Annotated in this window: 17 protein-coding genes; 7 read left to right on the forward strand and 10 right to left on the reverse strand. The window is 73.5% G+C overall.

All coding sequences use genetic code 11. From position 1 onward, the window contains the following. Positions 1-19: 19 nt before the first annotated feature. The 3 genes from SKED_RS17985 to SKED_RS17995 are packed head-to-tail and all read right to left on the reverse strand — an operon-like array spanning position 20 to position 4,796. Positions 20-1,012: an NAD-dependent epimerase/dehydratase family protein gene (locus tag SKED_RS17985; RefSeq protein WP_012868613.1), complete on the reverse strand. Its 993-nt coding sequence runs from the start codon at positions 1,010-1,012 to the stop codon at positions 20-22. After that, the gene (locus tag SKED_RS17990) at positions 1,009-3,777 is read right to left on the reverse strand and encodes an alpha/beta fold hydrolase (RefSeq protein ID WP_012868614.1); all 2,769 of its coding nucleotides are present in this window, start codon (positions 3,775-3,777) and stop codon (positions 1,009-1,011) included. Before SKED_RS17990 ends, SKED_RS17985 begins: the two co-directional genes overlap by 4 nt. Then, positions 3,774-4,796 (reverse strand): 3-oxoacyl-ACP synthase III, encoded by a 1,023-nt coding sequence (locus SKED_RS17995; protein WP_012868615.1) that lies wholly within the window; start codon positions 4,794-4,796, stop codon positions 3,774-3,776. The genes SKED_RS17990 and SKED_RS17995 overlap by 4 nt, the downstream gene beginning before the upstream one ends. Positions 4,797-5,269: 473 nt before the next feature. Between SKED_RS17995 and SKED_RS18000 the strand changes: the two genes are divergently transcribed. The 6 genes from SKED_RS18000 (at position 5,270) to SKED_RS18025 (ending at position 11,406) form a co-directional block, all read left to right on the forward strand. Further along, positions 5,270-6,901 (forward strand): methyl-accepting chemotaxis protein, encoded by a 1,632-nt coding sequence (locus tag SKED_RS18000; RefSeq protein ID WP_012868616.1) that lies wholly within the window; start codon positions 5,270-5,272, stop codon positions 6,899-6,901. 205 nt (positions 6,902-7,106) lie between these two features. Then, a complete protein-coding gene (locus tag SKED_RS18005; RefSeq protein ID WP_012868617.1) occupies positions 7,107-8,729 on the forward strand; it encodes a methyl-accepting chemotaxis protein in 1,623 nt (540 codons plus the stop codon). Between the two features lie 103 nt (positions 8,730-8,832). Then, positions 8,833-9,432 carry a MarR family winged helix-turn-helix transcriptional regulator gene (locus tag SKED_RS18010; protein WP_012868618.1) on the forward strand — a complete coding sequence of 200 codons (600 nt, stop codon included), beginning with the start codon at positions 8,833-8,835 and terminating at the stop codon, positions 9,430-9,432. Between the two features lie 88 nt (positions 9,433-9,520). Further along, a complete protein-coding gene (locus SKED_RS18015) occupies positions 9,521-9,997 on the forward strand; it encodes an SRPBCC domain-containing protein (protein ID WP_012868619.1) in 477 nt (158 codons plus the stop codon). A 311-nt stretch (positions 9,998-10,308) separates the two neighbouring features. Continuing rightward, the gene (locus SKED_RS18020) at positions 10,309-10,524 is read left to right on the forward strand and encodes a hypothetical protein (protein ID WP_012868620.1); all 216 of its coding nucleotides are present in this window, start codon (positions 10,309-10,311) and stop codon (positions 10,522-10,524) included. Positions 10,525-10,647: 123 nt separating this feature from the next. After that, positions 10,648-11,406, forward strand: a complete 759-nt coding sequence (locus SKED_RS18025; protein WP_012868621.1) for an SDR family NAD(P)-dependent oxidoreductase — start codon at positions 10,648-10,650, stop codon at positions 11,404-11,406. An 87-nt stretch (positions 11,407-11,493) separates the two neighbouring features. Here SKED_RS18025 and rsgA read toward each other — a convergent pair whose 3' ends face one another. The 4 genes from rsgA to SKED_RS20165 all read right to left on the reverse strand — a co-directional run bounded on the left by rsgA (position 11,494) and on the right by SKED_RS20165 (position 14,942). Next, positions 11,494-12,528 carry a ribosome small subunit-dependent GTPase A gene (rsgA, locus tag SKED_RS18030; protein WP_012868622.1) on the reverse strand — a complete coding sequence of 345 codons (1,035 nt, stop codon included), beginning with the start codon at positions 12,526-12,528 and terminating at the stop codon, positions 11,494-11,496. A gap of 50 nt (positions 12,529-12,578) precedes the next feature. Beyond that, complete coding sequence (locus SKED_RS18035) at positions 12,579-13,385, reverse strand: hypothetical protein (protein WP_012868623.1); 807 nt, start codon at positions 13,383-13,385, stop codon at positions 12,579-12,581. 184 nt (positions 13,386-13,569) lie between these two features. Next, positions 13,570-14,511, reverse strand: a complete 942-nt coding sequence (locus SKED_RS18040) for a cation diffusion facilitator family transporter (protein WP_012868624.1) — start codon at positions 14,509-14,511, stop codon at positions 13,570-13,572. Continuing rightward, positions 14,508-14,942: an ArsR/SmtB family transcription factor gene (locus SKED_RS20165; protein ID WP_012868625.1), complete on the reverse strand. Its 435-nt coding sequence runs from the start codon at positions 14,940-14,942 to the stop codon at positions 14,508-14,510. The genes SKED_RS18040 and SKED_RS20165 overlap by 4 nt, the downstream gene beginning before the upstream one ends. A 279-nt stretch (positions 14,943-15,221) precedes the next feature. Between SKED_RS20165 and SKED_RS20410 the strand changes: the two genes are divergently transcribed. Continuing rightward, complete coding sequence (locus SKED_RS20410) at positions 15,222-15,761, forward strand: TetR/AcrR family transcriptional regulator (protein ID WP_012868626.1); 540 nt, start codon at positions 15,222-15,224, stop codon at positions 15,759-15,761. An 18-nt stretch (positions 15,762-15,779) separates the two neighbouring features. Here the strand turns inward: SKED_RS20410 and SKED_RS18055 are convergent, their stop codons facing one another. From SKED_RS18055 to SKED_RS18065, 3 genes are all read right to left on the reverse strand, one after another. Then, on the reverse strand, positions 15,780-17,120 hold the full coding sequence (locus tag SKED_RS18055) for an MFS transporter (RefSeq protein ID WP_012868627.1): 1,341 nt from the start codon (positions 17,118-17,120) through the stop codon (positions 15,780-15,782). Beyond that, complete coding sequence (locus SKED_RS18060) at positions 17,117-17,809, reverse strand: ArsR/SmtB family transcription factor (protein ID WP_012868628.1); 693 nt, start codon at positions 17,807-17,809, stop codon at positions 17,117-17,119. The genes SKED_RS18055 and SKED_RS18060 overlap by 4 nt, the downstream gene beginning before the upstream one ends. A gap of 73 nt (positions 17,810-17,882) precedes the next feature. Beyond that, on the reverse strand, positions 17,883-18,359 hold the full coding sequence (locus tag SKED_RS18065; RefSeq protein ID WP_012868629.1) for a MarR family winged helix-turn-helix transcriptional regulator: 477 nt from the start codon (positions 18,357-18,359) through the stop codon (positions 17,883-17,885). Positions 18,360-18,397 lie beyond the last annotated feature (38 nt).

Genomic DNA, 18,397 nt, shown 5'->3' on the forward strand with positions numbered 1-18,397 from the left:
ACAGCAGCACGAGCCCTCCTCAGCGGTAGGACTCCGCGAGCCGGCGCAGGCCCTCGTCGACCGTGACGGTCGGCTGCCAGCGCAGGTCGCGGCGCGTCCGGCGCTGGTCGAACCAGTGCGCGGTCGAGAGCTGCTCGGCGAGGAACCGTGTCATGGGCGGCTCGTCGGCGCCCGGCCGGACCTTCCAGCCGGCCTCGACGGCCGAGCCCGCGGCGCGCGCCACCCCGGCCGGGACGCTCCACCGCGGCGGCTCGACGCCCGCGGCGCGGCAGATCCCGGCGAGGAGCTCCGCGACGGGGCGCGGCTCGCCGTTGGTGACCACGTAGGCCTGGCCGTGGACCTCGTCGACGACGGCGAGGGCCGCGACGATCGCGCCCGCAGCGTTGTCGACGTAGGTCGAGTCGATGAGCGCGGCGCCGTGCCCGAGGACCGGCAGCCGCCCCGCGCGTGCCCGCTCGACCACGCGGGCCACGAGCTGGGTGTCCCCCGGGCCCCAGACGAGGTGCGGGCGGACCGCCACGACGTGCAGCGCGGAACCGTCACGTCCCAGGGCGAGGAGCTCGGCCGAGGCCTTGGTGCGCGCGTAGTCGCCGCGGGCCAGCGCCGGGTCGGCGGGGCCGGCGTCGTCCCCGACGATCGAGTCCCCGTGGTGGGCGACCGACGGTGACGACACGTGGACCACGCGCCGCACCCCGGCGGCCTCGGCGGCGTCGAGGAGCGTCCGGGTGCCACCGACGTTGACCCGCTCGAAGTCGGCCGGGTCGCCCGCGAGCGACACCTTCGCGGCGAGGTGGACCACCGCATCGACGCCGTCGACGGCTCGCGCCACGACGTCCGGGTCGGTGACCGACCCCAGGACGTCGGTCGCACCGGCCGTGCGGCTCGGGGTGCGCTGCAGGGTGCGCACCTCGTGCCCCTGGTCGAGGAGCTCGCGGACCACGGCCCGGCCGAGGAACCCGCTGGCGCCCGTGACGAGCACGGTGCTCGGGGGCTGCACGTCGTGGCCGGTCACGGCGTCGTCATCCGTCCTCCGGAGAGCACTCCCTCGGCCCACGCAGACAGGCGGCTCCGGTCGATCTTCGAGTTGTGGCGCACGTCCGTCGGCAGGTCGGGCACCACGAGGACCGCGGCGAGCGGCTCCGGGCTCAGGGCCCGGACGTCGGCGGCGACCTCGTGCGGCGCGAGGCCCGGCCGGCGTGCACGGTCGACGGTCTCGACGACCGCGACGAGCTGCTGGGTGCCCACGGGACCGACGCCCACGACGCCGGCGCGTGCCACCAGCCGTGACGACTCCACGGCCTGCTCGGGGGCGACCGGCGTCACGACGCCGTGCGCGGTGACGACCACGTGCGCGAGGCGCCCCTCGACCCACAGGCGCCCGTCGGCGTCGAGGTGCCCGACGTCCCCGGTGCGGTGCCAGCGGAGCCCGTCAGGGGCAGCCGGGCCGTCGACCGCGCGGCTGGAGTGCTCGGTGAGCCAGAGCCTGTCGTAGCGGTCCTTGACGTGCGGGGCGGCCACGACGATCTCGCCGGTGACGTCCGCCGCGTCCGTGAGGTCTCCGGTCGCACGACCCAGCTCGTCGAGGGCGACCACCCGGACCGTCGCGGTCGCGACCGGACGGCCCACGCAGACGCCGCGCCCGCCGGAGGCCTCGGCGGCTCGGATCTCGTCGGCCGTGACGTCCGTGAGCAGCAGCCCCTCGGTCATGCCGTAGGGGGTGTGCGCGGACGCGTGGGGCATGAGGCGCTCGGCGGCGGCCAGCAGGCTGCCCGAGACGGGCGCCCCGGCGGACAGGAAGGTCTGCACGCGGGCGAGCGCCTCGTGGTCCTCAGGGGTGAGCTCGTCCGCGGTCGCGACGACGTTCGCGATCGCGGCGGGCGAGAGGAACAGCGTGGTCGCGTCCGCCGCGGCCACGGCTGCGGCCGTGGCCCGCGCCGTGAGGGTGCTGGGCGACGTGACGTCCATGTCGGGGGTGACCGACCGGGCGCCGAGCGCAGGACCGAGGAGCGCGAAGGGCGCGAAGCCCGCGACGAGGCCAGAGCCGGGGCCGATCCCGAAGCGCGAGGCGAGCGCGTCGCGCACCGCTGCCAGCTGGCCGTGCGTGTAGACGACGCCCTTGGCGGGGCCCGTCGAGCCGGAGGTGAAGAGCACCGCGGCGGTGTCGTCCGGCCCGGGGGTCCCGGTGAGCGCACCGAGGGTGGTGCCCTCGAGGCGCTGCGCACCGAGCCCGGCGACGTCGAGCAGGCTGTGCGAGACGCCGAGCGCGCGAGCCGTCGCGGCCGGCAGCGCGGTGGTCGAGATCTTCAGGCCCGGCCAGCCGAGCGCGCGCGCTGCCGAGAGCCCCGGCAGGGCACCGACCACGTACGACGGGCGGGCGCCACGCACGGCGCGGGTGAGGCCGCGCAGCCCGAGGCCCGCGTCCGCCACCACGACGACAGCGCCGACGCGCAGGCAGGCGTAGAGCACGGCGGTGAGGTCCGCGCCGGGCGGGACGAGCAGCGACACGCGGTCGCCTCGCTGGACGCCCAGCGCGAGGAGACCGGCGGCGATCTCGTCGACGCGCCGGGACAGCAGGCGCCAGCTCACCGAGCGCGGACCGACGCCCGTGCTGGGAGCCATCTCGACCAGCACGGTGCCGTCGCTGTCGCGGTGCTCCTCGAGCTGCTGCCACAGCGGGGCGGTGGTCCAGCCCGCGGCGGCGGCGGTGCTCGGGCGAGCGTCGCGGTCCGCGCCGGCCTCGACACCGGCCTCGGCCCGCGCCTGTGCCCGGTCCTGTGCCCGGTCCTGTGCGGCAGCCGCCGTACGGGACGGGAGGTCGTCCAGCCAGGTGAGCACGGCCCCTGCGTAGTCGACCTCCTCGGCGATCATGTGCCCGGCGCCCTCGAAGCGGTGCACGTCGAGGTGCGGCAGCCGGTCGGTGAGGTCGTCGAGGTACCGGTCGCTGAAGATCGGGTCGCGCGGGCCCCACAGGGCGAGCGCGGGGACCGTGAGCCCTCGCAGCCCCTCGGCGACGCGGTCGAGCTCGGCGTGGCTGGGGTGCGTCTCGTCGACGGGGATGTCGGCGACGAAGGCACCGATGCCCCCGCGGCGGTCGGCGGAGAGGTAGGGGGCGCGGAAGCCGTCGCGGACCTCGGGCGACAGGGCGGGCCGGGCGAGGGCGAGGGTGGTCGCGAGGAAGCCCGGGGTGCTCACGGTGGCGGGTCCCAGGACCGGTCCCTGGAGGGTGAGGCGCAGCGGGGCGGGGATCGGGTCGGTCTCCGGCTGGTGCACGGCCGTGTTGAGCACCGTCGCGGCGACCAGACGGTCCGGGTGGTCGACCGCCCAGCCGAGCGAGACGACGCCGCCCCAGTCGTGACCGAGGGTGACGACCGGGCCGTCGATGCCGAGCGCGGTGGTCAGCCGGTCAAGGTCACGGACGCGCTGCGGGAGGCGTCTGGGCTGGCCGGTGCGCTCCGAGAAGCCCATGTCGAGCTGGTCCACGGCCACCACGCGCCACGCCGCTCCGCCGGCCTGCGCCTGCTCGGTCGCCGCGGCGAGCAGCCCGCGCCACAGGTAGGACCAGGTCGGGTTGCCGTGCACGCACAGGATGGTCCCGACGGGGACCGCGCCGACCTGCTCGAGCCTGGCGGCGTTGTCGAGGACGTGCCAGGTGCGGGTGGTGCCCTCGCTGTCCGGCGCCTCGACGAGGCGCGACCAGCCCGGGTCGAGCCCGTCCAGGGCAGGGGGCAGGGTCGCCGCCGCGGTCGTGGACGCTGCGGCCGGGAGGGTGGGGTTCACCAGGTGATCTCCATCATCGAGGTGTTGAGGCCCGAGCCGACGCCCATGAGGAGGACACGGTCGCCCGGGGCCAGCGTCGAGGACTGCTCGGCGAGCGTGATCGGGATCGACGCCGGCCCGACGTTGCCGTAGCGCGGGTAGGTGGTCGGGACCTTCGAGCGGTCGAGCTTCGCGGCCTTGACGATCGCGCTGGTGTGCACGTCGGACACCTGGTGCATGACGTACCGGTCCATCGCCGTCCAGCTCCAGGACTCCTTGGCCTCCTGCCAGGCGGCGACCACGAGCTCCATGCCGCCCTTGAGCAGCGCCTTGGTGTCGGTGTACATGCCGTTGACCGAGCCCACGCACACGTCGTGGAACTGCGTCGCGGCACGGGTCACGCCGCCGAGGATGCGGTGCCCCGAGGGGTGCGAGTCCGCCGGGCCGAGGATCGCGGCCGCGGCGCCCGAGCCGAGCGTGAGGCTCGCGAACTCGTTCATGAAGTCCGAGCGCTTGGTCTCGGGCCGGTTGAGGCGGTCGATGGTGTTGTCGTTGACCTCGTCGGCGTCCTCGCCGTCGATGATCATCGCGTAGCGGATCTGGCCGGAGTCGATCATGTGCGCGGCGACGTTCATCCCGTTGATGAACCCGAGGCAGGCGTTCGCGATGTCGAAGTTCATGGCCGACGACGGCAGGCCGAGGCCGTGGTGCATCCGGACCGCGACCGACGGCTCGAGGTGGGGGCGCGTCACCGACGTGTTGATGATCAGACCGATGTCGGAGGCCGAGATGCCGGCCTCGGCCAGGGCCTTCTCGCCGGCGGCGATCGCCGCGGACTCGAAGCTCTGGTCCGCAGCCCAGCGACGACGCTCGTGCACGCCCGCGACGCGCTGCAGCAGGCCGCGCGGCATGCGCAGGCGCTTGAGCGTGTCGGCGAGGCGGTTGTCCATCTCGTCGGAGGTCGTGACGACGTCCGGCACCACCGTCGCGACCGACAGGAGCGCCACGTTCTGGTGCTTCGATGTTGCGTTGCCGTTCACGTTCGCGTTCCTGTCGTTCGTGTGGGCGGGCCACGGGTCGAGACGCTCATGATGCGTCCCACGGCCGCGCACCGCATGTCCGGACGGGACCGGCCGCGGGCGCGCGAGCACCGCGCACGGTCAGGTCCTGAAGGGGCCCGGTTCCTCGCGGAGCCGACGGTCCCACCGTCCATGATCCACCAGCGACGCTGGCAGTTCTCCGTGAGCCCGGGTGTCGGCCGTCACGATGCCCTGGTTCGGCCCGGTTCTTCACCCTCTGCGCACCAGATCCGCCCGACTGCGCTGTGAGAGAAACACGGTGCACGAGGCCCTGGGAGACCCCGCAGACAGGCCAGGTGTGGCCCAGGACACGGTCTCCGGGGACGTCTCCACCCGCTCCGGTCCCTCACACCGTGGTGCGACCTGCCGATCGGCGCGTCAGACGGTCCGACCCCCAGGCCGTCCTGAGCGGACCACACCGACGGAGCACACCCATGACCTCCACCGCCACGACCCCCACCGCACGGCGCAACCTCCTCTCGCGGTTCACCGACCTCGGTGTCCGCGTGAAGGTCCTCGCGGCGATCGCGCTCTCGACGGCCGTCGCCGTGCTCGTCGGTGTCCTCGGCCTGCTCGCGCTCGCGAGCTCGGCCGCGACCACCGAGTCCGTCTACGGCGAGAACACCCTGGGGATCCGGTACGCGACCGCGATGGAGGTCGCGGCCGGCACCATGCAGCAGGTCGCGCGGGACGCGATCCTCTCCCAGAACGACGCCGCGTACCTGCAGAGCGTCCGGGCGCTCGACCTCGCGGAGCAGAGCTTCCGGGACGCGCAGGCCTCGTACGCCCAGACCCCCCTCGACGGCGGCCGGCAGCAGACGCTCGACGACCTCAGCACGGCGGTCGACCGCTACCTGGCGCTCCAGCGCGACCTGCTCGCGCCCCTCGCCGAGGCCGGCGAGACCTCCGCGTGGGTGACGGCCAACGCCAACGAGGTGCGACCCGTCACGAGCCAGATGACGGCCTTCATCACCGCCCTCGTGGACGCCGAGACCACCCGCGCCCTGGAGGCCGTCTCCGGCTCGAGCGACGCCTACGAGCGGCAGCGGCTCGTCTCCGTCGTGATCCTCGTCGTCGGCGCCGTCGTCGCCCTCTCGCTCGGCTGGTTCGTGGCGCGTGACGTCGCACGCAGCGCGGCACGCGTGCAGGAGGTCGTCGAGGGGCTGGCCGCGGGCGACCTCACCGGGTCCACGGGGATGACCTCTCGGGACGAGCTCGGCCGCATGGGTGCCGCGCTCGACGGCGCCCTGGTGAGCCTGCGCTCGGTCATGACCAGCGTGGTGCGGTCCTCCGACTCGGTGGCCGCGGCCTCCGAGCAGCTCTCGGCGAGCTCGCAGCAGATCGCCGCGGGAGCCGAGGAGACCTCGGCGCAGGCCGGGGTCGTCTCGGCAGCAGCCCTCGAGGTGTCGGGCAACGTGCAGACCGTGGCCGCCGGCGCCGAGGAGATGGGGGCGTCGATCCGCGAGATCTCGCAGTCCGCCAACGACGCCGCGCGCGTGGCCGCCGAGGCCGTGACCGCCGCCCAGGACGCGACCGGGTCGGTCGCCCAGCTCGGCACCTCGAGCCAGCAGATCGGCGACGTGGTCCGCGTGATCACGACCATCGCCGAGCAGACCAACCTGCTCGCCCTCAACGCGACCATCGAGGCTGCCCGGGCGGGAGAGTCCGGCAAGGGCTTCGCGGTCGTGGCCTCGGAGGTCAAGGAGCTCGCGCAGGAGACCGCCCGCGCGACCGAGAGCATCGGGCGGCTCGTCGCGACCATCCAGACCGACACCGTCGGCGCGGTGGGTGCGATCGAGCACATCTCCGGCGTCATCACGTCGATCAACGACTACCAGCTGACCATCGCCTCGGCCGTCGAGGAGCAGACCGCGACGACCACCGAGATGAGCCGCAACGTCGCCGACGCGGCCACCGGCGCCGGGCAGATCGCCACGACCATCACCGGCGTCTCCGGCGCCGCCGACTCGACGACGCAGGCGCTCGCGCAGACTACGGCTGCCGTCGACGAGCTCGCGCTCATGGCTGCCGAGCTCCGGGCGTCGGTCGCGACCTTCACGTACTGACGCACCTGGCCTGCCTCGAGGGCCTGGACGGTCTGGACTGCCTGGGCCGCCTGGGCCGCCCAGACCGTCCGGAGTCCGAGACGGCAGCGGGTGACTGTCCATTCTGGTCAGTCACAAGTCTCAGCACGGGGTCTCGGCTGCCGATCAGCGGGACGAGAGCACCGACCACCCGGTCGGTGTTCACCTCCCCCTGATGGAGCCCGCCATGACCGACCGTCCTCCCGTGCGCCGGAGCGCGCTCGCCCGCATCGAAGACCTCAGCATCCGGACGAAGGTCCTCGGGACCGTCGTCGTCGCAGCGGCCGTGGCCGTGCTCGTGGGGGTGCTCGGCCTGCTCGCGCTCGCGACCTCTGCCGCCACCACCGAGGAGCTCTACGAGGAGAACCTCGTGGGGGTCCGCCATGTCACGACCATGCGGTACGCCGCCGCGCAGATGCGCATGTACGCGCGCGATGCCGCCATGGCCGCGGACGAGGCCGGGGCCGAGGCCGCCTTCGGCAGGCTCGACGCCGCCGAGCAGGACTTCCGGACCGCAGCAGCAGCCTACGCGGAGACCAACCTCGACGAGTCGCGCCGCGCGACCCTCGACGAGCTGAGCACGACCATCGACGACTACCTCGCGCTCCAGCGCGGCGACATGGCCGACCTCGCCCTCGCCAACGACACCGCCGGGTGGGTCGAGGCCAACGAGAGCCGCGTGCAGCCGGTGACCACCGCGATGGGCGAAGAGCTCACCGCGCTCCTCGAGGCCGAGAACGCCGAGGCGGCTGCGGCGGTGAAGAGCTCGAGCGAGGCCTACGAGCAGCAGCGCCTGGTGTCGGTCTCCATCATCGTGGTCGGTGCGCTCGTCGCGCTGGCCTTCGGCTGGGTCGTCGCCCGCGGGGTGGCGCGCAGCACCAAGACCGTCCAGGACGTCGTCGAGCGCCTCGCCGACGGCGACCTCACGGGCTCGACCGGGATGACCTCGCACGACGAGCTCGGCCGCATGGGCGCCGCGCTCGACGGCGCGCTGGCAAGCCTGCGCGCGGTCATGAGCACCGTCGTGCGCTCGTCCGACTCGGTGGCCGCGGCGTCCGAGGAGCTCTCGGCGAGCTCGCACCAGATCGCCGCGGGCGCCGAGGAGACCTCCGCCCAGGCCGGCGTCGTCTCGACCGCCGCCGTCCAGGTCTCGGGGAACGTCCAGACCGTCGCGGCCGGCGCCGAGGAGATGGGCGCCTCGATCCGCGAGATCTCCCAGTCCGCCAACGACGCCGCCCGCGTGGCCGCCGAGGCGGTCACGGCGGCCAAGAGCGCCACGGGTTCTGTGGCGCAGCTGGGCACCTCGAGCCAGGAGATCGGCAGCGTGGTCCGCGTCATCACGACCATCGCCGAGCAGACCAACCTGCTGGCGCTCAACGCGACCATCGAGGCTGCTCGCGCCGGTGAGGCCGGCAAGGGCTTCGCCGTCGTGGCCTCCGAGGTCAAGGAGCTCGCCCAGGAGACGGCCCGGGCGACCGAGAGCATCGGGCGCCTGGTCGCGACCATCCAGACCGACACCTCGGGAGCCGTCGAGGCGATCGAGCGGATCTCGGAGGTCATCACCTCGATCAACGACTACCAGCTGACCATCGCCTCGGCCGTGGAGGAGCAGACCGCCACGACCAACGAGATGTCGCGCTCCGTGGCCGAGGCAGCATCCGGGGCCGGTGAGATCGCGAGCAACATCACCGGGGTCTCCGACGCCGCCGACTCCACCACCCAGGCCCTCGCCCAGACCACGGCCGCCGTGGGCGAGCTGGCGCAGATGGCCTCCGCGCTGCGGTTGTCGGTCGCGACCTTCCGGTACTGACACCAGCCCCGGGTACGGTCGGGGGACGGATCGCGGCTCTCAGACGTTGACCAGATGTCGAGCCTGACAGCAGCACCGTTCCCCGACCTGAAGGACCGTACCCATGAGCACCCCGATCGTCACCGGCCCGTCCGACCCCCTCGTCACCCCGGTGACCGGGCCAGGGGTCACCGGGGCAGAGCTGGCGGTCCTCGCCCGGCGCGAGCTCGTCTCGACCCCGGTCGGCGACCTGGACACCGCGGTCGAGGTGCTCGAGCGGCTCAACAAGCTCCAGGTGCTGGGGACGTTCCTGCAGCGCGGCATGGAGGCCATGACGTCGCTGCGGTCGAGCCAGTTCATGATCCTCAAGGCGATCGAGGGCGACGTCGACCACCCGCGGCACATCGGTCGCAAGGTGGGCATGGAGACCGGCGCGGTCGAGCTCACGCTCGTCTCGCTGCGCGACAAGGGCCTCGTGACCACGCGCTCGGACCGCGACCACATCGTCGGCTCGGCCCTGACCGACCCGGGGCGTGCGATCCTCACCCAGGCCGAGGCCATGCAGATCCGCGCGACCGACGCGCTGCTCCAGCGCGCCGACCCGGGCGACGTCGCCGAGGTCCTCGACCTGCTCGACCGCGCGGTCGACCGGGTCCACACGATCATCGGCCTGCGCCCCGAGGACGAGGACCTCGCGGCGGGTGCGGGCGCGACAGGCTGCTGACTCTCGCGCCCACGGGGCCGCGAGCGCGAGACTGAGGGCGGACTGCGGCCGGACCCGGCCGGCACCCGACGAGCGCACAGGAGCACTCATGGCGAACCAGCGGACCGTGACCGCACCTCCCGGAGGGCAGAGCATCGCCTTCTCCCGCGAGCTGGAGGCCACCGCCGAGCGGGTCTTCGCGGCGCACACGGACGTCGCGACGCTCGCGCGGTGGACCGGGCCGAGGGGCACGACCGTGGAGGTCCGTGCCTTCGACGCCCGGACCGGTGGCCTGTGGAGCTACGTGGTCCGCGGGACCGACGGCGTCGGCTGGGCGTTCTTCGGGTCGTTCCACGAGGTGACCGCCCCGCACCGGCTGGTCCAGACCTTCGAGTTCGAGGGCGACCCCGGCCACCCCACCTTCGAGACCCTCACCTTCACCGACCTGCCCGGCGGACGCTGCCGCGTCGACGGCCTGTCGCTCTTCGGCACCGTCGCCGAGCGCGACGCGATGCTCACGGGCATGGACAGCGGCATGGACGAGAACTACGACCGCCTCGAGGAGCTCCTCGCGGGCTCTGGGTGAGGCGAGCCGACAGAGCAGACTTTCCCCACCCGCAGCCGGGCCTCTTGCCGAACGTGACCACTATGGGCAGTATGTGCGAGAACTGATGGTCGGACCGTCGCGACTCTGTGACAGCGCTCCGGGCGGCTGCATGATCGCTCGACCAGCCGGAACCGGACGCAAGAAAGGAGCCCTGCCGTCAGGCGGGACTCCTCGCAAGGCCACTCGCGTTAGGCGGTGAGGGACTCGAGTGGCTGAGTGGGCCTACCGCAGCGTACGTCCCGATCCTACGTGACCGCCGTCGATCCTTCCAGCCCCTACGAGGTCCCCCGATGAAGCTCCCTGCAGACCTGCAGACCACCGAGCCCCAGCGCGCCGAGCTCGGTCGCCTGCTCAGCGGCGGTCGCATGGCGAGCTACCGGCAGTCCGTCCGGGCCGCCGTCGGAGCACCTCACGACGAGCTGGACCTCTACGTCTACAACATGGCACTCGCAGCGGTCGCCCACGGCAAGCCAGGGGCCGCCTCGACTCCGGTGCCCTACTTCTGAGGACGCCCGCGGCGAAGATCACCCGCAGCTCCCGGTTCGCCCGGGAATCCTTACCGCCCTGTCGGGGTTCACGCCCGTGAGGGCGACTCCGCCCTCGCACACGACTGAGGGAGATGGGCGCAGATGTCCGGACAGAGGTTCGACGGCAAGGTAGCGATCGTGACCGGCGGAGGCAGCGGCATCGGGGCATCGGTGTCCCGCAGGCTGGCCGCCGAGGGCGCGTCGGTGGTCGTCACGGACATCCGCCTCGAGGCCGCGCAGTCCGTGGTCGACGAGATCGTCGCCGCTGGCGGGTCCGCGTCCGCGTTCGTCCAGAACACCGCCAAGCACGAGGACTCCGACGCGGCCGTCCGCTTCGCCGTCGAGACCTACGGCGCGCTCCACCTGGCCGTGAACAACGCCGGGATCGGCGCCGCACCTCAGCCCATCGGCGAGTACGACATCGAGGCGTGGGACCGTGTCCGTGCGGTCGACCTCGACGGCGTGTTCTACGGCCTGCGCTACCAGATCCCCGCGATGGTCGCGGCCGGCGGCGGCGCCATCGTCAACATGGGCTCCGTGCTCGGCTCGGTCGGCATCGCGCAGAACGCCGCGTACGTGACGAGCAAGCACGCGCTCATCGGCCTCACCAAGGTCGCGGCGCTCGAGTACACGTCGCAGGGCGTGCGCACCAACGCCGTCGGCCCCGGATTCATCGACACCCCGCTCGTCCGCTCCTCGCTGTCCGCAGAGGCGCTGACCGACCTCGAGCAAAAGCACGCGTCGCAGCGCCTCGGCACGGACGAGGAGGTCGCCTCGCTCGTCCTGTTCCTGCTGAGCGACGAGGCGTCGTTCATCTCGGGCAGCTACCACCTGGTCGACGGCGGCTACTCCGCGCAGTAGCGCAGCCGACCTGACCTGAGCGGCCAGCAGCCGCACCACCAGAGGCCGGGGCCGACGTCCACGTGACGTCGACCCCGGCCTCTCGGGCTACCCCCGCGGGCCGCGGCCCTTGATCGTCATCGACTCGCGCTTGGACCGGTTCGCCTGCTTGCCCCGGCTCCGCAGGGCGCTGCGGTCCTGCGACGCCTTCCGTGCGGTCTGGTGCGCGATCTCCCGGAGCAGGTGCCGGTAGGAGGCCAGGCGCACCTCGGGCAGCGCACCGTCCTCGATCGCCTCGAGCACCGCGCACCCGGGCTCCGTGCGGTGCTCGCAGTCGACGAAGCGGCACCCCGCGGCGAGTGCGACCACCTCGGGGAAGGCCTGCTCGAGCCCCTCCTCGTCAGCCACGAGGCCGACGCCTCGGATCCCCGGGGTGTCGACCAGGCAGCCGAGGCCCGGGACGGGGACGAGCTCGCGGTGCGTGGTCGTGTGCTTGCCGCGGCCGTCACCACGGACGTCCCCGGTGGCGAGCACCTCGGTGCCGGCGAGCGCGTTGACGAGCGTCGACTTCCCGGCGCCCGAGGGGCCCAGCAGCACGAAGGTACGGCTCGCCGTCAGGTGGGACCGCACGACGTCGAGACCGTCGCCGGTCTCCGCGCTGACCTCGAGGACCTCGACGCCGGGCACCACGGCCTCGACGTCCGCGACCTCGCCGCCGAGGGCGAGGTCGGACTTGGTGAGCACCACGAGCGGGGTCGCGCCCGACGCCCACGCGAGGGTCGCCATCCGCTCGACGCGGCGGACGTTCGGCCGCGGGTCCATGGGCTCGACGACCACCACGACGTCCACGTTCGCGGCGAGCAGCTGCTCGTCGGAGGTCTGGCCGGAGTCCTTGCGGCGCAGCGCGGTGCGCCGGTCGAGCACGCTCGCCCACGACGCCCCGTCCGTGAGGACCCAGTCGCCGACCGCCAGGCCGACCGACGGGACGGCCACGAGACCGTCCTCCGTGGCGACCCGCACGAGGTCGCGCTCGACCCGGACCACACGGCCCGGGCGCACCCCCGGGCCTGCGGCAGGGTGCGTCGCGGCCTCGTCAGTGCGCCGAGGGTCCCATCCGAGCAGTGCGAGCGAGATGTCTGGCATGGGCCCCATCGTGTCCTGGGCCACACCCGTGCGCCAGGGATTTTCCGTCGCTAGGCGGCCCGGTCGCGGAGCAGGCGGGTCAGCACCTCGGGAACCCCCGCCGGGACGCGGTCGAGCCAGGCGTACCCCACCGTCGTCGAGCCGAGCAGCCAGCCGTCGAGCGCGAGCGGGACGAGCCACGCGCCCGGGTCGTCGGCAGGTGACGGGAGCGCCGACCGCGCCGCACGGTGGTCGGCCTCGAGCTGCGCACGGGCCTCGGGCGGGGCGGCGACGCCCGTGAGGACGAGGACGCGCCAGTACGCGGCGATCTGCTGGACGCTGTCGAACACGGCGAGGTACTCGGTGACGCTCCGGGCGGAGATGTCCTCCCGGAACATCGAGAGGTCGTCGAACCCGTCGCCGTAGGCCTGCACGACGACGTCGTGCAGCAGCTCGTCGACCGACCCGAAGGCGCTCCGCAGGAACGACAGGCTGCGCTCGGACACCTCGGCCACACGCTCCAGGGTCAGCCCGGCGAGACCTTCGGCCATCACGATCGCGAGGACCGCGTCCATGATCGGCCGGTCCGGGTCGCGGAAGAGGTCGTGGTCGAGGGCCACCGACGGCGAGGGGCGTCCGCTGCGCGGCGTCTCCGGCCCGCCGTATCGGCTGAGCGCCTCGAGGAGCCCCTCCCACTCGTCGTCGTCGAAGTCGTGGACGCGCTCGTACGTCCCCAGCAGCAGGCCCTCGATGACGAGGGTCTGGACCCAGCGGCGCGGGTCGGCGTCCGGGTCCGGTGCGCCGACGGGCAGGGCAGCCACCCGGGCCTCGAGGTCGGCGGGGGTCGACGAGCGGGGCGAGACGTGTGCGGGGACCATGCGAGCCTCCTGGGTTCAGGCGCCGGTCTCCTGCCGGCACCGTCGGGACGGACCGGACCTGCTCGGTCGGCGACGAGGCCGACCAGGTCCGGACCACCGACTGTACCGGCTGGACGGTACAGTGCTCGACCGCTGGGCGTGGAGGTCTCGCGAAGACGTGTCGGCACCACGCGCCGGTCGCCCGTCAGGCGTGCACACCAGCCTCGTGCTCGGCGTGGCTGGGCGGCTCGAGCTGGAAGGTCGAGTGCTCGATGTTCACCTCGAAGTGGCCCGCGACGCACTCCTGGAGCGCGTCGAGGATCCGCGGGACGTGACCGTCGTGGAAGCACTCGTCGTCGACCACCACGTGCGCCGTGAGCACCGGCAGCCCGGTCGCGATCTGCGAGGCGTGCAGGTCGTGGACACCGCGGACCAGGTCGACGCCCAGCAGGTGGTCGCGCACGGCGTCGAGGTCGAGCCCGCGCGGGGTCGACTCGAGCAGGACGTCGAGCGCCTCACGGAGCAGCCGGACCGTGCGCGGGATGATGAGGAACCCGACGAACAGCGCGGCGATCGCGTCAGCGCCTCCCCAGCCGGTCGTCGAGATGACGATCGCGGCGACGATCACCGCGACAGAGCCGAGCGCGTCGTTGACCACCTCGAGGAAGGCCGCACGGAGGTTGAGGTTCGCCGAGCGGGCCGAGGCGAGGACCGCGATCGACGCGATGTTCGCGAGCAGGCCGATCACGCCGAACACCAGCAGCTCGGTCGACGGGATCTCGGGCGGGTCGAAGAGCCGCTGCACGGCCTCGACCACCACGTAGACACCGACTGCGAGCAGCACCGCAGCCTGGGCGAGCGCGGCGAGCACCTCGGCGCGGCGCAGGCCCCAAGTGCGCCGGGCGGTCGGCGCGCGCATGGTCAGCACGCTGGCCACGAGCGCGAGCAGCAGGCCGCCGGCGTCGGTGAGCATGTGGGCCGCGTCGACGAGCAGCGCCAGGCTGCCGGTCCAGATCGCGCCGACCACCTCGACCACGAGGACGGTGGAGGTGATCGAGAAGGCGATCGCGAGACGCCGGCGGTGGCTGCGCGCCTCGGCGACCGAGGCCGAGGCGGACGGGCCGTGGTCGTGCGAGTGCCCGGTCACCGCGAGGCCCCGGAGCCGTCGTCGGCCTCGTGGTGGTGGAGCCGCGGGAGCCCCTCCGCGACGTGCTCCGCCTGGTAGATGGCGTCGGTCACGAGCTCGCGGACGTGCTCGTCGGTCAGGCGGTAGAACACCCGCGTGCCGTCCTGCCGGGTCGAAACCATGCGCGCCATGCGCAGCTTGGCGAGGTGCTGGGAGACCGCCGAAGGAGACTTGCCCACGGTCTCGGCGATCCGCGCCACCGGGAGCTCGCCGTCACGCAGCGCCAGGACGATCCGCAGCCGGGTGGCGTCGGCGAACATCGCGAAGACCTCGACGGCGAGCTCGACGAGATGGTCCTCGATCTCGCCGCGCCGGGAGTCGGGTGCGTCGGAAGCTTCGGAGGCGTCGGGGACCTCGAGCCCGTGCTCATCTGTCTGCGTATATGCGTGCATACGCAGATACTTGCACACGGCCCCTCCGAAGGGAAGCCCCCTGGCATCCGGCGAGTTCGTGACTTCGGAGCGACCTCGTGCCGTCAGACCGAGTTCGTGCCTTGTAGGGCACGAACTCGCTCGAAAGTCACGAACTCGAGGGCGGCGCAGATCCCGGGCGGCCCCGCCGGCCGGTTGTATGCTCGCAGCGCGCTGGCGCCCGCGGTCGAGACCAGGCCCGAGCACGGCGCCCCCACCGAGCGCGGAGGCTGCGCTCGCCCACCACAGGAGCGCAGAGACGTGCCGCACAGCGACCGGTCCGCCATCATCGACGGCGCCGCGACGGTCTTCGCGCGCCACGGGTACGACCGGGCCTCGGTCCAGGCCGTCGCCGACGCCACCGGGTACTCCAAGGCCGGGCTGCTGCACCACGTCTCGAGCAAGAAGGACCTGTACCAGTCGGTGCTCGCCGAGTGCCAGGCGCAGATGGAGCGCGCACGCGACCGGGTGGCCGACCTCCCCGTCGGTCCGACCCGCGACCGCCGCGCGATCGAGATCTACACCGAGCTCGCCTTCGCGCTCCCGGGCCACGTGAGCCTGCTCCTCAGCACGATCGCCCCCATGGGTGACAAGGTCCGCGAGGAGGTCGACGCCATCTCGCCGCTGCTCTTCGAGGCCTTCGACGGATCAGGCCAGGTCCCCGAGCGCAGGACCATCCGGGTCACCGGCGCGCTCGTGGCTGTCGGAGCGCTCACCCTGGCAGCCCGTGAGACGGACGACCCCGCCTCGTGGCGCGACGAGATCGTCGAGGCCGGCTACGACACGCTCGGGCACCGCTGACCACGACGCCCGACGGTCTCAGCCCGGCCCGACCGCGCGCCGGTCCATCGCCCGCCACGGCGTCGGCAGGAACGGCACGAGCGTCACCAGGACGTAGACGACCCCGAAGCCCACGAAGCACGCGACGAGGCCGACCTGCTCGACCAGCACACCCGCCGCGAGGGCGCCGACGGGCATCGCCGCCCAGGCGCCCGCGCTCACCGCTCCGGACACCCGGGCGCGCATCGACGCCGGCACCTCCTCGAGCAGCACGGTGCCGATGATGGGGTTGAGCGCCCCGGCCGCCAGACCGGCGAGCGCGGTGGCCACGAGGCACCAGACGAGCGAGGGCTGCAGCGCGAAGACGAGCATCGACGGGCCTCCCGCGAGCAGGAAGCCCCAGGCGAAGGTGGCGCGGCGCGGGAGGCGCGGTCCGACCGCCGAGAACAGCAGCGCCCCCGCGAAGGCCCCGAGGCCCATGGCCCCGACGATCAGCCCGAGCGCCTGCGCACCACCGAGGACACGGTCCGCGTAGATGGGCACGAGGACGTTGGCACGGGCGACGTCGAGCGCGTTGGTGACCATCACGAGGAGCACGACGGCGCGCAGCAGCGGCACCCGCCAGATCACCGCGACGCCGGCACGGAGGGCGGCCCAGTACCCCTCGCGGTCACCGGCGGCTGTCGCCGCGGCCGTCCCAACCGTGGTGGCCGGTGCCGCAGCCTCGACGGTCGGTCGCAGCGCCCGAGGCACCCCGAGGACCACCACGAGGGCCGACAGCGCGAAGGTGGCGGCGTTGACCACGAGCGCCGGGACAGCCCCGAGCGTCGCGACGAGCAGCCCGGCGACCGGGCCGCCGAGCAGCGTGGCGCTCCGGCTGCCGGCTCCCCACCACCCCATGGCCCGCTCGAGCGGAACCCCGGCGAGGGCCGCGGCCTCGGGGACGAGGGCGGTCCGGGCGCCCTGCCCGGGGGTGTCGAGCAGCCCGGTGGCGAAGACGAGGACGAGGAGCGCCCAGAACGGCAGCCCGACCGTCACGTGCAGCAGGGGGACCATGCCGATGGTGACGCCGCCGACCAGGTCGGAGACGACCGAGCTGCGCCGGTACCCGACGCGGTCCACGAGCACGCCGCCGAAGGCCCCGCCCAGCACGACGGGCACCGTGGTGACGACGGCGAGCACGCCTGCCATCGAGGCGCTCCCCGTCTCGGCGAGGACGTAGAGCGGCAGGGCCACCAGGGTGACGACGTTGCCGCCGGTCGCGATCACCTGGGCGCCGAGGAGCGCGACGAGCGGGGTGCGTCGGCGTGCCGGAGACCCTGCAGGACCGGCACCACGCCCGGGCGGCGCCGTGACCCGCGGCGCGGCGGCCCGGGTCACGGCGCCGCGCGGTAGGTGTGGACGACGACCACCACCGGAGCCACCTGCTGCGCAGCACCGCTGTCGGTGGCCTTGCCGTCAGTGGTGTCGCTGTCAGCGCTCTTGCCGCCGACCGCCTCGCCCGCTCCCCCGGCGCCCGGTGCTGCGCGGCCCGCGTCTGCCCTGGCGCGCCAGCGGGCCATGACCCCCTCGAGGTCCGCGCGGAGCTCGCGCGCCTCGTCGAGGGTGAGGAGGAGCCTGTCGTCGCCGTAGGCTCCGGCTGCGACCCACTCGGGGTCGGTCTGCGACCGGTGGTCGAGCGCCGCCTCGGCGGACGCGAGCTGGCTGCGCAGCACCGCGCGCTCGAGCTCGCCGGTCGCGTCGCGCCCGTCCTCGGTCTGCTGGAAGTCGCCCGGCTCCCAGCTGGTGGTCCGCGACGTCGCGGCCCACCAGCGCTCACGACGGTCCCGGGCGAGCTCGGGGACCTCGACCACCAGACCGTGCTCCACGAGCGTGCGCACGTGGAAGCTCACGGAGCCCGCGGCGGTCCCCGTGGCGCTGGCGAGCGCGCCGACGGTCGCGGGCCCCTCCTGGCGCAGCCGCCCGAGGATCCGCATGCGCAGGGGGTTGGCGAGAGCGCGGAGCGCACCGACGTCCTGGATGCGGAGCGAGGCGGTCGGCTGGTCCTCGGGGGTGCGTGGCGCTGTCATACCGTGGACGCTACATCGACAAGATCACTTGTACAAGAGTTCTTGTACATGCCGGGTGGCCCCGGCGCCCGGCTCACCCCTCGGGCCGCGCGCCCTCCTCGTCCTGCGCGAAGCCGCGGTAGGCCGCGACGACCCGTCGCAGGTACGTCGCGACGACCTCCCGCTCCGCAGGCCCGAGCCCGTCTGCGGCCGCGTCGAGCGCCGTGACGAGCGGGGCGAGCTCGCCCCGGACCCGCATCTTCGCCCCCTCGGTCGGGACGAGCCGGAAGCGCCGTCGGTCGGACTCGTCCCGGACTCGCTCGACGTGCCCGGCGCGCTCGAGCCGGTCCACGATCTCGGTGGCCGACGAGCGCGTGACGGCGAGGCGCTCGCCGAGCTCTCCCGGGCTCAGCAGCGCCGCAGACAGCGAGATGTGCTCGATCGCCGAGGCGTCGGTCGCGCTCATCTCCATCCGACGGGCGAGCGCGGAGCCCGCCTCGCCGATCGCGTCCTGGAGGTCCCGGAGGAGGGCGGTCGAGAGCTCGGGTCCGGCGCCGGGGGGACGAGTCATCGGATCAACATACCCGCCGGAGAAATGGTACGGTAGCC

This window comes from Sanguibacter keddieii DSM 10542, assembly GCF_000024925.1.
Classification (GTDB): domain Bacteria; phylum Actinomycetota; class Actinomycetes; order Actinomycetales; family Cellulomonadaceae; genus Sanguibacter; species Sanguibacter keddieii.

Bases quoted from the DNA above. Each gene is read 5' to 3' on its own strand.
- SKED_RS18000 (WP_012868616.1), top strand. From the start codon at position 5,270: ATGACCTCCACCGCCACGACCCCCACCGCACGGCGCAACCTCCTCTCG.
- SKED_RS18005 (WP_012868617.1), top strand. From the start codon at position 7,107: ATGACCGACCGTCCTCCCGTGCGCCGGAGCGCGCTCGCCCGCATCGAA.
- SKED_RS18010 (WP_012868618.1), top strand. From the start codon at position 8,833: ATGAGCACCCCGATCGTCACCGGCCCGTCCGACCCCCTCGTCACCCCG.
- SKED_RS18015 (WP_012868619.1), top strand. From the start codon at position 9,521: ATGGCGAACCAGCGGACCGTGACCGCACCTCCCGGAGGGCAGAGCATC.
- SKED_RS18020 (WP_012868620.1), top strand. From the start codon at position 10,309: ATGAAGCTCCCTGCAGACCTGCAGACCACCGAGCCCCAGCGCGCCGAG.
- SKED_RS18025 (WP_012868621.1), top strand. From the start codon at position 10,648: ATGTCCGGACAGAGGTTCGACGGCAAGGTAGCGATCGTGACCGGCGGA.
- rsgA (WP_012868622.1), bottom strand. From the start codon at position 12,528: ATGCCAGACATCTCGCTCGCACTGCTCGGATGGGACCCTCGGCGCACT.
- SKED_RS18035 (WP_012868623.1), bottom strand. From the start codon at position 13,385: ATGGTCCCCGCACACGTCTCGCCCCGCTCGTCGACCCCCGCCGACCTC.
- SKED_RS20165 (WP_012868625.1), bottom strand. From the start codon at position 14,942: ATGCACGCATATACGCAGACAGATGAGCACGGGCTCGAGGTCCCCGAC.
- SKED_RS18060 (WP_012868628.1), bottom strand. From the start codon at position 17,809: ATGACAGCGCCACGCACCCCCGAGGACCAGCCGACCGCCTCGCTCCGC.
- SKED_RS18065 (WP_012868629.1), bottom strand. From the start codon at position 18,359: ATGACTCGTCCCCCCGGCGCCGGACCCGAGCTCTCGACCGCCCTCCTC.